At 32.5% G+C, this 13,230-nt stretch carries 12 protein-coding genes; 4 read left to right on the top strand and 8 right to left on the bottom strand.

The window, feature by feature from the left end; translation table 11 throughout:
* Window positions 1–60: 60 nt before the first annotated feature.
* The 8 genes from QZZ51_RS09250 to QZZ51_RS09215 form a co-directional block, all read right to left on the bottom strand.
* On the bottom strand, window positions 61–3,027 hold the full coding sequence (locus QZZ51_RS09250; RefSeq protein WP_291868950.1) for a M16 family metallopeptidase: 2,967 nt from the start codon (window positions 3,025–3,027) through the stop codon (window positions 61–63).
* Window positions 3,028–3,183: 156 nt separating this feature from the next.
* Window positions 3,184–4,056 (bottom strand): succinate--CoA ligase subunit alpha, encoded by an 873-nt coding sequence (sucD, locus tag QZZ51_RS09245; protein WP_291868948.1) that lies wholly within the window; start codon window positions 4,054–4,056, stop codon window positions 3,184–3,186.
* Window positions 4,057–4,132: 76 nt separating this feature from the next.
* The gene (locus QZZ51_RS09240; RefSeq protein ID WP_291868946.1) at window positions 4,133–5,065 is read right to left on the bottom strand and encodes a UDP-3-O-(3-hydroxymyristoyl)glucosamine N-acyltransferase; all 933 of its coding nucleotides are present in this window, start codon (window positions 5,063–5,065) and stop codon (window positions 4,133–4,135) included.
* A gap of 12 nt (window positions 5,066–5,077) precedes the next feature.
* Window positions 5,078–5,644 carry an elongation factor P gene (gene efp / locus QZZ51_RS09235; protein WP_291868944.1) on the bottom strand — a complete coding sequence of 189 codons (567 nt, stop codon included), beginning with the start codon at window positions 5,642–5,644 and terminating at the stop codon, window positions 5,078–5,080.
* A 43-nt stretch (window positions 5,645–5,687) separates the two neighbouring features.
* Window positions 5,688–6,473 (bottom strand): acyl-ACP--UDP-N-acetylglucosamine O-acyltransferase, encoded by a 786-nt coding sequence (gene lpxA / locus QZZ51_RS09230; RefSeq protein WP_291868943.1) that lies wholly within the window; start codon window positions 6,471–6,473, stop codon window positions 5,688–5,690.
* A 1-nt stretch (window position 6,474) separates the two neighbouring features.
* The gene (locus tag QZZ51_RS09225; RefSeq protein ID WP_291868982.1) at window positions 6,475–7,866 is read right to left on the bottom strand and encodes a bifunctional UDP-3-O-[3-hydroxymyristoyl] N-acetylglucosamine deacetylase/3-hydroxyacyl-ACP dehydratase; all 1,392 of its coding nucleotides are present in this window, start codon (window positions 7,864–7,866) and stop codon (window positions 6,475–6,477) included.
* Window positions 7,856–8,881: a UDP-3-O-(3-hydroxymyristoyl)glucosamine N-acyltransferase gene (lpxD, locus tag QZZ51_RS09220; RefSeq protein ID WP_291868941.1), complete on the bottom strand. Its 1,026-nt coding sequence runs from the start codon at window positions 8,879–8,881 to the stop codon at window positions 7,856–7,858. Before lpxD ends, QZZ51_RS09225 begins: the two co-directional genes overlap by 11 nt.
* A gap of 23 nt (window positions 8,882–8,904) precedes the next feature.
* Window positions 8,905–10,134, bottom strand: a complete 1,230-nt coding sequence (locus QZZ51_RS09215; protein ID WP_291868939.1) for an HD domain-containing protein — start codon at window positions 10,132–10,134, stop codon at window positions 8,905–8,907.
* A 35-nt stretch (window positions 10,135–10,169) separates the two neighbouring features.
* On the opposite strand from QZZ51_RS09215, the gene QZZ51_RS09210 reads away from it, so the two are divergent.
* The 4 genes from QZZ51_RS09210 (at window position 10,170) to QZZ51_RS09195 (ending at window position 13,196) form a co-directional block, all read left to right on the top strand.
* Window positions 10,170–11,714 (top strand): bifunctional response regulator/alkaline phosphatase family protein, encoded by a 1,545-nt coding sequence (locus QZZ51_RS09210; protein ID WP_291868937.1) that lies wholly within the window; start codon window positions 10,170–10,172, stop codon window positions 11,712–11,714.
* A 6-nt stretch (window positions 11,715–11,720) separates the two neighbouring features.
* Entirely contained in the window at window positions 11,721–12,128 is a 408-nt protein-coding gene (tsaE, locus tag QZZ51_RS09205; RefSeq protein ID WP_291868935.1) for a tRNA (adenosine(37)-N6)-threonylcarbamoyltransferase complex ATPase subunit type 1 TsaE, read from the top strand.
* Between the two features lie 156 nt (window positions 12,129–12,284).
* Window positions 12,285–12,422: a hypothetical protein gene (locus QZZ51_RS09200; protein WP_291868934.1), complete on the top strand. Its 138-nt coding sequence runs from the start codon at window positions 12,285–12,287 to the stop codon at window positions 12,420–12,422.
* 99 nt (window positions 12,423–12,521) lie between these two features.
* A complete protein-coding gene (locus QZZ51_RS09195) occupies window positions 12,522–13,196 on the top strand; it encodes a hypothetical protein (protein WP_291868932.1) in 675 nt (224 codons plus the stop codon).
* Window positions 13,197–13,230: the final 34 nt, after the last annotated feature.

Raw genomic sequence — 13,230 nt, 5'->3', positions numbered from 1 at the left:
ATATACCAATTAAAAAGCCCCCTCATAAATTATGAGAGGGCTTTTGTTTTAATTATAGGTTTAGCCTTTTACTGGTGCCGATTTTTCGTAATTAAAGAGTTTATCTACATCCATTTCTTGTACTTTACCTAACTTCTTCAATGCTTTAAAGTCTATATCTTTTTTGTTTCCTATTACCATTACATTGTAATTTTCTCCTTTTATGTTACTATTGAAAAAGGTTTTTAAATCACTTAATGTCATGTCTTTAATCGCATTGTAAAGCTCTTCTCTGTTGTCGTTATCAAACCCTCTTTTCTTTAAAGACTCATAGGTCCAGAAAATATTAGATTTTGTAATTCTCTGCGCAGCAATCTTTTTTAAAGTAGCTTCTTTTGCTTGGTTGAATTGCTCTTCTGCCTCTGGCATATTAGTCATAAGCTCCATCATAGCATCTACAGCCTCCGGTAATTTATTGGCTTGGGTTCCCACATAGGCCATAACATAATCAGAGTCTCCTTTTTCCCTAGCGTTATTATAACTGGAAAATGCAGAATAAGCCAAAGATTTAGATTCTCTTATTTCTTGAAAAACAATGGAAGACAATCCGCTTCCGAAATAGGTATTAAACAATCTGGAAATTGCCATTTTTTTAGCATCAAACTCTGCTCCTTTGGCTAATAGTAACATTTCGCTCTGCACCATATCATAATCTACGAAATACACATTACCTCCGGTTTCTTTTTCTGTATATTTTTTTCTTTCTGGGTAGTCTTTTAATGCACTAACATTGATAGCATGATTTTTATCTAATGACGCAATGGCTTTATTTACATCCTTGCCATAGTAAAAAATTCGTTGCTTGTATTCTTTTAGCTCTTTTACTTTCTCTACTAATTCTTTAGGAGTTATAGCCCTTAATTGCGACATGGTATAAATATCTCGTAAACGAGATTCATTTCCATATTTACTATAACTCATAAGTCCGTTCCAGAATATATTCCCTTTTTGGGTTTTAGAATCTTGTCTTCCCTTTAGAATTTTATCCACATATTTATCATAAGATTCTTGATCAGGAACGGCATTTCCCCATAAGTGTTCTAATAATTCTAACCCGGCATTTAAATTTTCTTTTAAACCAGAAATACCAACGTACGTTTTGTCATTAGCTGTATTTACATAATAGTTAATACCAATTTTATAAAATTCTTGTTTTAATTGCTCTGGAGAATATTTATCCGTTCCTAAATAATCTAAATAACCAGCAGCCAAAGAAACCATTGGGTCGTTGTCTTTACCCATATCCAGGATTATATTCAAATTAAAAATATCATTATTAGGGTTATCTATATAAGAAATTTTTAAATCATTTTTAGTTTTTGTTTCTTTAATAGCAGATTTATAATCTATATATTGTGGTTTAAGATTTGGCGAAGAAACAGAGTTGAATTCTTTTAAAAAGTTAGATTCTTTATCCCTGTTTAATTTAATTGGTGTTATTCCTGGGTTCTGAACTTTTACAATATTTTTGTCTTCTCCTTTAATTTTATGTACTTCTACATAATTATCACCGTATAACTCATTAGCAAAAGCAACTACTTCTTCTTTGGTAATTTTTTTCATTTCATCTAACATACTTAAACGGTTATTCCAATCTTGAAACCCAATAAAGGCATCTAAATATTCGTATGCTGTAGAAGAAGATTTTTCAAAAGATTTAATTTTGGATAAACGTAAATCATTTACAACAGCTCCTAATAGCCAATCCTCGAACTCCCCTTTTTTAATTTTATCTAGTTGTTCTAGTAATAAATCGCGAACTTCATCTAAAGTCTGCCCTTGTTTTGGCATACCATAAAGTAAATGAAAACCGTAATCATTATCGAAATTGGTATAGGAAGAAGCATTCTGTACCATTTGCTTTTGATTCAGGTTTAAATCTATTAAACCAGCACTAGAATTGGCTAACATATAATCTATTAATGTTACCATTACTTCTTGCTTATCGCCTTTTCCTTTGGTTCTAAAAGCTACATAGATAGATTCCGCTGTTGGTCCATACACTTCTTTTTTAATAGAATTTGCCAATGGAGCTTCTTCTGGAAAAGTTGGGTGTGTAACTTCCTTTTTTTCATAATCCCCAAAGGCAGTATTTACTTTTTTAATGGTTTCATCAAAATCAATATCCCCAACCATTATTACTGCCATATTATTTGGCACATAGTATGTTTCAAAATAATTATGAATAGCCTCCATAGAAGGGTTTTTTAAATGCTCAGATTTACCAATGGTAGATTGTGTACCATATGGGTGGTTTGGATACAATCCTTCTAGAACGGCATAATATTGTTTTCTACCATCACTATCTTGTCCTCGATTAAATTCTTCATAAACAGCCTCTAGCTCCGTATGGAAAAGACGTAATACCAAAGTTTTGAATCTCTCACTTTCTACACGTAACCATTTATCTACTTCATTAGATGGTATTTTATTTACATAAACGGTTTGTTCGTTAGAAGTAAAGGCATTAGTATCCTCGGCTCCAAGTGAACCAACCATTTTATCATATTCATTTGCGATTGCTATATTGGAAGCTTTTAAAGAAACGGAATCAATCTTTTTATAGATTTCCCTTTTCTTTATGGTATCTTTTTCGGTTTTATGAGCTTCATACAAATTAGAAATTTCTTTTAATAAAACATTTTCTTTTTCAAAATCCTGAGTACCAATTTTATCTGTTCCTTTGAACACCATATGTTCTAGGTAGTGTGCTAAACCTGTATTATCTGCAGGGTCATATTTGGAGCCTGCTCGTACTGCAATTAAGGTTTGTATTTTAGGTTCTTCTGTGTTTTTTCCTAAATAGACTTTTAATCCATTCTCCAAAGTGTATAGTCGTAAACCTGTAGGGTCATCTTTTACTGTTTCATAGGAAAAACCATTAGCGTCTGTTACTGTTGTAGAGGAATAAATCTCTTTTTCGGAGCTCGTTTTGCAACTAACTAAAAATAGAAGGCTAAAAATAGAGCTTAAAAGTACTTTTTTCATTGAAGTTGATTTATAAAATTAGTCTAATGTAATTTACGTAATATTAAGGGGAACTAATTCTAAAACAGGATGTAAAAAAAATCCATCATTCTAATGTAAGAATGATGGATTTAATGTAAGCCCTTATTGTAAAATATTTAACACTTTAAGTGTTATTTATGCCATTACTTCTTTCACTTTAAGCCCTATTTCGGCAGGAGAATCTACAACATGTATTCCACATTCTCTCATAATAGCTTTTTTAGCTTGTGCAGTATCATCACTACCACCAACTATAGCACCTGCATGCCCCATTGTTCTACCTGCTGGAGCAGTTTCACCAGCAATAAAACCTACAATAGGCTTCTTACTTCCACTTTCTTGGTACCATTTAGCGGCATCTGCTTCTAACTGCCCTCCTATTTCACCAATCATAACCACACATTCTGTTTCTGGGTCATTGATTAAAAGTTCTACAGCTTCTTTTGTTGTAGTACCTATAATTGGGTCACCACCAATACCTATGGCAGTTGTTATTCCTAACCCCTGACGAACTACTTGGTCAGCAGCTTCATATGTTAATGTACCAGATTTAGATACAATACCTACATTTCCTTTTTTGAAAACAAAACCAGGCATAATACCAACTTTAGCTTCCCCTGGAGTAATTACACCAGGACAGTTAGGTCCTACCAATCTACAATCCATATTTTTTATGTAGTTGGATGCTTTTACCATATCAGCAACAGGAATTCCTTCTGTAATAGTAATAATAACTTTTATTCCAGCATTAGCAGCTTCCATAATTGCATCTGCAGCAAAAGCTGGTGGAACGAAAATTATAGTGGTATCTGCTCCTACTTTCTCAACCGCTTCTAGTACGGTATTAAAAACAGGTTTACCTAAATGCTCTTGCCCTCCTTTACCAGGAGTAACACCACCAACAAGATTAGTCCCGTAGTCTATCATTTGACCAGCGTGGAAAGTTCCTTCACTTCCTGTAAATCCTTGTACTATTATTTTAGAATCTTTGTTAACTAGAACACTCATACGATTTTTTATTTTTTTTTGAACTGCACAAAAATATGTGTTTGTAAATGATTTTTAAAATTATCTTGTTGTAAATTTATTTTTCCATCTTTTTTATAAGCTCTGGAATTTTCTTTACATAGGCTAGTTGCTTCAGCTTTTCACGCGATTCTTCGATTGGAGTACCAAAATAGCTTTTACCTCCTTCTACAGATTTTGTTACACCTGTTTGTCCCATAATAACGGCTTTTTTGCCAATAGTTATACCACTATTGGTTCCTACTTGCCCCCATAATGTAACTTCATCTTCTATAATAACGCAACCTGCTATACCCGTTTGGGACGCTATTAAGCACTTTTTGCCAATAACCGTATCATGTCCTACATGTACTTGGTTATCTAATTTGCTTCCTTCCCCAATTGTGGTGTCTCCTGTTACTCCTTTGTCAATAGTACATAAAGCTCCAATATCTACATTATCAGCAATAACAACTCTTCCTCCTGACTTTAGTTTGTCAAATCCTTCCGGTCTATTTTTGTAATAAAACGCGTCTCCACCTAAAACAGAACCTGCATGAATAGTTACATTATTCCCGATAATACAATTATCATAAATTGCTACATTAGAATGTATTACACAGTTTTTCCCGATTATTACATTATTCCCAATAAATGCATTTGGTTGCACTATGGTTCCCTCTCCTATTTTAGAGCTTTCGGCGATAGCACTATTAGAATACTGAAACGGACGAAAATGGTTTGTGAGTTTATTAAAATCTCGAAAAGGGTCATCCGATATTAACAAGGCTTTTCCCTTAGGGCATTCCACTTTTTTGTTTATTAAAATAATGGAAGCTTTAGAAGTTAATGCTTTATCGTAATATTTAGGATGGTCTACAAATACGATATCTCCTGATTCTACCACATGAATTTCGTTCATGCCTGTTACCACAAAATCATCCTCTCCGACATATTGGGATTGAATTATTTGGGAGATTTCTTTTAAAGTGTGGGATTTGGGAAATTTCATTGTAAAAAATTGTTATTCTTTTACTCTTTCCATGTAGGCACCTTTCTCCGTATCTACTTTTATTTTATCTCCTTCATTGATAAATAATGGAACATTTACCTCTGCTCCTGTTTCTACTTTTGCAGGTTTGGTTGCATTCGTAGCGGTATTTCCTTTTACACCAGGTTCTGTATATGTAACTTCTAAAACAACACTTGCAGGCATATCTACAGATAAAGGCATGCTATCTTCTGTGTTGAACATAATCTTTACTACAGTTCCCTCTTTTAATAATCCTGGAGCATCTAAAGCACTTTTTTCTAGAGTGATTTGATTGTAATCATCTGTATTCATAAAATGATACGTTTCTCCTTCAGGATATAAAAATTGGTATGAACGTGTTTCTACGCGTACATCTTCTATTTTATGACCAGCAGAAAAAGTGTTATCTAAAACTTTTCCTGTAGAAACACTTTTTAATTTTGTTCTTACAAAAGCAGGACCTTTTCCTGGTTTCACGTGCATAAACTCAATAATTTTATAAATATCGTTACTATAACGAATACATAATCCTTTTCTAATATCTGATGTTGATGCCATGTTATTTTGTTAGTTTACCTTTTTGGTAAAATTAGTTATCTATTTAATTGTTGCTGAAATATCCTTTCATAATACCACGTTGCGAATCTCTAATGAACTGAAGTATTTCATCTCGTTCTGGAGTTGCTTCCATTTCAGCTTCAATAATTTGAACTGCCTGCGTATTATTGTAATTTTTCTGATACAAGATTCTATAAATATTTTGAATCTCTCTTATTTTATCTGATGGTATTCCTCCTCTTCTTAACCCTACGGAATTAATACCTACGTAAGATAAAGGCTCCCTAGCTGCTTTTACAAATGGAGGTACATCTTTACGTACTAAGGATCCACCTGTAACAAAAGCATGCTGTCCTACGGATACAAATTGATGTACAGCAACTAACCCAGCTAATATTACATTGTTACCAATAGTAACATGGCCTGCAAGAGTGGAATTGTTAGAAAAAATACAATTATCTCCTACTAAACAATCATGCGCCACATGGCAATAAGCCATTATTAAACAGTTTTTACCAATAACAGTCTTCATTCTGTCCGAAGTTCCTTTATGTATGGTAGCACATTCTCTAATGGTAGTATTGTTACCTATTTCTACTGTGGTTTCTTCTCCGTCATATTTTAAATCTTGAGGAGGGGCAGAAATAACCGCCCCAGGGAAAATGTTACAATTTTTACCAATTCTGGCGCCTTCCATAATAGTAACATTGGATCCTATCCACGTACCATCGCCAATAGTAACATTATTATGTATTGTTGTAAATGGCTCTACAACAACATTCTTTGCTATTTTAGCTCCTGGATGTATGTAGGCTAAAGGTTGATTCATATTATTTCTTTTTAGCTATTTGTGCCATTAATTCTGCTTCACAAACTAATTTATTATTGGCATACGCATAAGCTTGCATATGACAGATTCCTCTTCGTATTGGAGTTATTAAGCTACAATGAAATGTTAGAGTATCTCCTGGTAGAACTTTCTGTTTGAATTTCACATTATCCATTTTCATGAAAAATGTTAAGTAATTTTCAGGGTCGGGCACTGTACTCAATACCAAAACACCTCCTGTTTGAGCCATAGCTTCTACTTGTAGAACTCCGGGCATTACTGGAGCACCAGGGAAATGACCCACAAAAAAGGGTTCATTCATGGTAACGTTTTTCATACCTACAACATGTGTATCCGAAAGCTCTAATATTCTATCAATTAACAAAAATGGAGGTCTATGAGGCAACATATCCATTATTTGATGAATATCCATTAAAGGAGGTAATGTTAAATCATAGGTAGGAATCTTATTACGCTTTTCTAGTTTTATGATTTTAGCAATTTTCTTAGCAAATTGCGTATTTACATAATGTCCTGGTTTATTTGCAATTATCTTTCCGCGAATACGTGTTCCTGCAAGAGCTAAATCTCCAATTACATCTAACAATTTGTGTCTTGCAGCTTCATTTGGTTGATGTAGCGTTAAGTTGTCTAAAATACCATTAGCTTTTACCGAAAGTTTATCTTTATTAAAAGCTTTCAGTAATTTTTTCATGGTTTCCTCAGAGATTTCTTTATCCACATACACAATTGCATTGTTTAAATCTCCTCCTTTAATAAGTCCATGCTCTAATAAAGCTTCTAATTCATGAAGAAAGCTAAACGTTCTAGCATCCGCAATTTCTGTTTTAAAATCACTTAATTTTTCTAAAGTTGCATTTTGGGTACCAAGCACTTTAGTACCAAAATCAACCATTGTAGTAACCATATAACTATCTGAAGGTATAACGGTTATTTCACTACCAGTTGCTTCATCTTTATAGGATATAACATCCTTAACAATATATTCTTCTCGTATCGCTTCTTGTTCCACAATACCTGCATCCTCTAAAGATGTAATGAAAAATTTAGAGGAACCATCCATAATTGGCGGTTCTGGGGCATTTAACTCTATTAAAACATTATCTATTTCTAAACCAACTAAAGCTGCCAAAACATGTTCTGATGTTTGTATTTTTACACCATGTTTTTCTAAATTTGTACCTCGTTGTGTGTTTACAACATAGCTTGCATCTGCCTCAATAATAGGTTCATCTTTTAAATCTACACGTTTAAAAGCATATCCATGATTTTCTGGTGCTGGCACAAATTTAAGGGTTACATTTTCTCCTGTGTGTAAGCCTACACCGGTTAGAGTAACTTCTTTTCCTATTGTTCTTTGTTTATTCAAAATGATTCTTTTTTTCCGATTGATTTATTTCACTTACTATTTTAGGTAAATTTTTAAAATGTACATAAGACTTATTGTAGTCTGCATAATTTAAAGCAGGTGACCCTTGTAATATCTCATTATCTTTTACATTTCTTCCGATACCAGATTGAGCTTGTATTCTAACATTATCACCAATGGTAATATGCCCAACAATACCAACCTGTCCACCAATCATACAATTTTTTCCTATTTTGGCGGATCCTGCAATACCGGTTTGAGCAGCAATAACCGTGTTCTCGCCAATCTCTACATTGTGGGCAATTTGTATCTGATTGTCTAGCTTTACTCCTTTTCTGATTATCGTAGAGCCTAATGTTGCTCTATCGATAGTGGTTCCTGCACCAACATCAATATTATCTTCTAAAATGACATTCCCTGTTTGAGGAATTTTACTGAAAGACCCATCTTTATTAGGGGCAAACCCAAAACCATCAGAACCAACAATAGCCCCACTATGAATAGTACAATTATTCCCAATTATAGATTCTGAATAAATTTTGCCTCCTGGGAAAATAGTACAATTATCTCCTATAGTAACATTATCGCCAATAAATACATTAGGATAAATCTTAACATTTTTCTTAAGAACAACATTAGCCCCAATATATGCAAATGCTCCTATATAAACATCTTCTTCATATTTTACCGTATCCGAAATAAACACAGGATTTTCAATTCCTTGCTTATTATTCTTTACTTCATTATAATATTCTAATATTTTAGAAAAAGATTCATAAGCATTATCTACCCTAATCAAAGTAGTAGATAAAACCTGTTCTGGAATAAAATCTTTATTTACTATTGTAATAGAAGCCTTGGTTGTATATATATGTGGCGTATATTTAGGATTAGCTAAAAAAGTTAATGAACCTTTTTCTCCTTCTTCAATTTTCGCTAGTTTGTGAACGGCAATTTCAGGGTTTCCTTGAATTTCCCCCTCTAATATGCCTGCAATTTGACCTGCTGTAAATACCATGAGCACAAAAGTAAGAAAAATAGTTAAACGTAATCTTTGGGGTAGCAGATATAATATTTAGTTACCGTTTTAGATATTGCTTTAATATTTAAATAGTCTGATAACTTAGCTACATCGCTAACTTTTCCGTTCTTTTTAAGGATGTTAATAGTCTGGTAATCCTTATTATAGGCCTTATTTTTAATTTCACCTGTAAACACAAAATATTTTGTTTCCTCTTCTGTTAGGCTATTTTTTTCTTGAAATTTTTTAAAGTGTTTGCTTAATTTGGCTTCTGAAATAGGCTCATTTTTAACTTTTACATGTAATAATCTCCTGTTTATTACCATTTGACACAGTTCTGACAATACAAAATCGCTACTTTCTTGCCAATTTTTTATCGCGGAAAGTATATCTATATCATCTAGTTTAGAAAACTTTATTAAAATATCTAAATTAAAATTATTAATATCCACTTTGTTTTCTAAAAAGAAAAGTAAATTTTTACTACAATCTAAAACCTCTCCACGTAAAATTAATTCTCTTGATCGTTTTAAAATACGCATTAGTAATTGCTCTGCTGCCACCCCTGTTTTATGTAAATACACCTGCCAGTACATAAACCTACGAGCCATAATAAACTTTTCTACGCTATAAATGCCTTTTTCCTCTAGTACTAGCTCCCCATCTATTACATTTAGCATCGTAATTAGTCTTTCTGCATTGGTATTTCCTTCGGCTACTCCCGTATAAAAGCTATCTCTTTTAAGGTAGTCTAATCTATCCATATCTAGCTGACTAGAGACTAATTGATTTAGGAATTTTTTTGGATACTTACCATTGAATATTTCTAGAGCAAGCGTTAAACTTCCGTTAAACCTTTCATTTAACTCTTCCATAAAACACAATGAAATATGTTCATGGTTTACACCTTCTACAATACTATGTTCCATCGCATGTGAAAAAGGGCCATGGCCAATATCATGTAAAAGAATAGCTATTAAAAGCCCCTCTTCCTCCTCTTTAGATAACTCAACTTTCTTAAAACGAAGTACTTGTATGGCTCTCTGCATTAAATGCATACAACCAAGAGCATGATGAAAACGGGTATGATGCGCTCCTGGGTAAACCAAATAAGACAAACCCATTTGAGAGATACGTCTTAATCGCTGAAAATAAGGATCTGCAATTAGATCGAATATTAAAGTACTAGGAATTCTAATAAATCCGTAAATTGGATCATTAAATATTTTAAGTTTATTAGATGTTATCAAAATCAATATAATTTACGCACAAATATAAGTACTAAATGAACAAGATCATAATACTATGGGTAGATGATGAGATAGATTTGCTAAAACCTCATATTTTATTCCTCGAAGCAAAAAATTATACTGTTATTACCTGTAAAAGTGGACAGGAAGCTTTAGAAGAACTTTTAGAAACACGGGTTGATATTGTTTTTTTAGATGAAAACATGCCCGGAATATCTGGTTTAGAAACCTTGAATGAGATAAAAATATTGAACTCTTCCTTGCCTGTGGTAATGATAACCAAAAGTGAAGAGGAGCTTATTATGGAAGAAGCTATTGGTTCTAAAATAGCAGATTACCTTATAAAACCAGTAAATCCCAATCAAATACTATTATCTCTTAAGAAAAACTTAGACCATTCCAGGCTGATTTCAGAAAAAACTACAGCTAATTACCAACAAGAATTTCGGAAAATTGCAATGGATTTATCCATGGTAAATACTATTGAAGAGTGGATAGACCTTTATAAAAAATTGATTTATTGGGAGCTTCAGTTAGAAGAAATAGAGGACAGTAGTATGTTCGAAATACTAGAATCACAAAAAGCCGAAGCAAACAGTCATTTTTCTAAATTTATTGATAAAAATTATGAAAGCTGGTTTACAAGTGGACATGCTCCTGTACTATCGCATACCCTGTTTAAAAAATGGATAGCTCCAGAACTTAAAGACAACAAAACATTGCTAGTTGTTATTGATAATCTTCGTTTTGATCAATGGTGTGCTTTTGAAGATACTGTTAATTCTTTCTACAAAAAAACTAAAGAAACTACTTATTTAAGTATTCTACCAACGGCAACGCAATACGCTAGGAATGCCATTTTTTCTGGTCTTACGCCTTTAGAAATGGAAAAGAGACATCCAGAATGGTGGAAAAATGATACGGATGAGGGTGGTAAAAACTTATTTGAAGATAAATTTCTTGGCGCTCAAATAAAGCGCTTGGGCTTGGATCTAAAATGGGAATACCACAAAATAAGTAGCTTAAAACAAGGAAAACACCTTTCTCAAAATTTTAAATCGCAAAAGGATAATGACCTAACTGCTATTGTATATAATTTTGTAGATATGCTTTCGCATTCCAAAACGGAAATGGAAGTTATTAAAGAGTTAGCCAGTAATGATAAAGCCTATAGATCCTTAACGCAAAGCTGGTTTAAAAATTCACCCTTGCTCGAAATAATTCAACAAGCCCAGAATATGGGAATGAAACTAATTATAACTACAGATCACGGAACCATAAACGTTAAACACCCTTCCAAAGTAATAGGAGATAAAGAAACAAGTTTAAATTTAAGATATAAAACAGGGCGTAGCTTAAGTTATGAAGACAAAGAAGTAGTTGCTGCCACCAACCCAAAGAATATTCAATTACCGAGTATAAATATGAGTAGTTCTTTTATTTTTGCAAAAAATGATTTGTTTTTCGCATATCCCAATAATTATAATCATTACGTAAACTACTATAGAAACACCTACCAGCATGGTGGTGTTTCTTTAGAAGAAATGATTATTCCTTTTGTGGTATTAGAACCTAAATAATTTAATATGACAATAATATACTCCGAAGATCAAGTAGCAGAGGTTGCAGAAGAAATTTTAAGAAATGTTCCTTCTAAAGTTTTAGCATTTTATGGAGAAATGGGCGCTGGAAAAACTACATTAATAAAAGCTCTAGCTGAAAAATTAGAAGTTGTAGACACAACAAATAGTCCCACTTTTGGTATTGTCAATGAATATGAAGGAGAAAATGGAGAATTAGTAGCTTATCATTTTGATTTTTACCGTTTAAATGATGAAAATGAAGCTTTAGACTTTGGGCTAGAAGATTATTTTAATAAAGATGTTTATATATTTATGGAATGGCCAGAAAAAATACCTTCTTATCTCCCAGAAAACACTACCAATATTAAAATTGAAATACTAAATGCTGTAAACCGAAAAATAGAAATTTAACTCGATGTTTTTTTTGAACTATTAAAAAACATCGATTAAATTCACTTTTTTACGGTAAAGTGTTGAATTTTAACGTTTAAATGCATTTTTTACAAATATTTTTAGTTACATTCGTAATGAGAAGAACACCGAATATCTAACTAAATACCTTAGAAAATGAAAAAAATTATTTTTGCATGTGCAGCATTGGTTACTTTAATGGCATTTTCTTGTTCCCCTAACACTTCATCAGATGATGATCAGTTATACGAGCAAGGGATTGATAAAAAACACGCTAAGCCTGTTAATCATTAGAGAAATATTTTTATTGAAAATAAAAAGAGCAATGTTAAATGCTCTTTTTTTTATACTTTTTTTTAAAATTAATCGTTAGCAGAAAAGAATCTCTGCCTAATGATAAATAATTCTACAAGTAAAAAAGCTAAAGCAAAAATAATTTTAGAATCTATTTTTGTTTTTTTTATAGCAGTCACTCCTTTCTTGCATAAGCTTTACGATTATTTTCCAGATGACCCAAGTGCTACAATATCCATACTAGGTTTTACAATTGATAACGGTGGGTTTCATAGTGTGTCCGTATATTTTTGGTTTTTGTTTCTTAAAATAATTCCATTATGTCTAATGATAATTTGGTTTTTTACTTCAAAAAATTGGTGGTACCATATCATTATAATCCCTATAGCAATGTATGCTTTTCAACTTTTTGAAGTTCTTTTTGATTCGGATGATGTGGTAGATACTGAAAATATATGGTGGGTAATTCCTATTTGCATGGTGGTTATACCCGTTGTCTATTTTTTAAGAATAAAACTTTATGATAGGTATGTTCATGGAATAGATATTGAAGCCATGGAACGGGAATTGGAAATCCTTAAAGCCAAGCAGAAGAAAAATGCTATTGAGACATCTAGCGCTACTACCGATACAGGATCTACAGAAAAAGAATATGTGGTAGATGAAGAATTTAAAGTTTACTCCTTATCAGAAGAATTAAACAGAAAACTATCTACGCATAACATAGAAAAACAATTTAAGGTTTTACAAAACTGGTTAAACTTTAAGTTTTAATTCTACCACCCAAATTCCTGTATAGTTTATACAT

Source organism: Maribacter sp., from assembly GCF_016744255.1.
In the GTDB taxonomy this organism is placed as follows: Bacteria; Bacteroidota; Bacteroidia; order Flavobacteriales; family Flavobacteriaceae; genus Maribacter_B.
Note: the sequence above shows the minus strand (reverse complement) of the source record. Positions and strands in the feature narration are given on the sequence as shown.

Bases quoted from the DNA above. Each gene is read 5' to 3' on its own strand.
- QZZ51_RS09250 (WP_291868950.1), bottom strand. From the start codon at position 3,027: ATGAAAAAAGTACTTTTAAGCTCTATTTTTAGCCTTCTATTTTTAGTT.
- sucD (WP_291868948.1), bottom strand. From the start codon at position 4,056: ATGAGTGTTCTAGTTAACAAAGATTCTAAAATAATAGTACAAGGATTT.
- QZZ51_RS09240 (WP_291868946.1), bottom strand. From the start codon at position 5,065: ATGAAATTTCCCAAATCCCACACTTTAAAAGAAATCTCCCAAATAATT.
- efp (WP_291868944.1), bottom strand. From the start codon at position 5,644: ATGGCATCAACATCAGATATTAGAAAAGGATTATGTATTCGTTATAGT.
- lpxA (WP_291868943.1), bottom strand. From the start codon at position 6,473: ATGAATCAACCTTTAGCCTACATACATCCAGGAGCTAAAATAGCAAAG.
- lpxD (WP_291868941.1), bottom strand. From the start codon at position 8,881: ATGGTATTTACAGCAGGTCAAATTGCAGGCATATTAGAGGGGGAAATT.
- QZZ51_RS09210 (WP_291868937.1), top strand. From the start codon at position 10,170: ATGAACAAGATCATAATACTATGGGTAGATGATGAGATAGATTTGCTA.
- tsaE (WP_291868935.1), top strand. From the start codon at position 11,721: ATGACAATAATATACTCCGAAGATCAAGTAGCAGAGGTTGCAGAAGAA.
- QZZ51_RS09200 (WP_291868934.1), top strand. From the start codon at position 12,285: ATGAAAAAAATTATTTTTGCATGTGCAGCATTGGTTACTTTAATGGCA.
- QZZ51_RS09195 (WP_291868932.1), top strand. From the start codon at position 12,522: ATGATAAATAATTCTACAAGTAAAAAAGCTAAAGCAAAAATAATTTTA.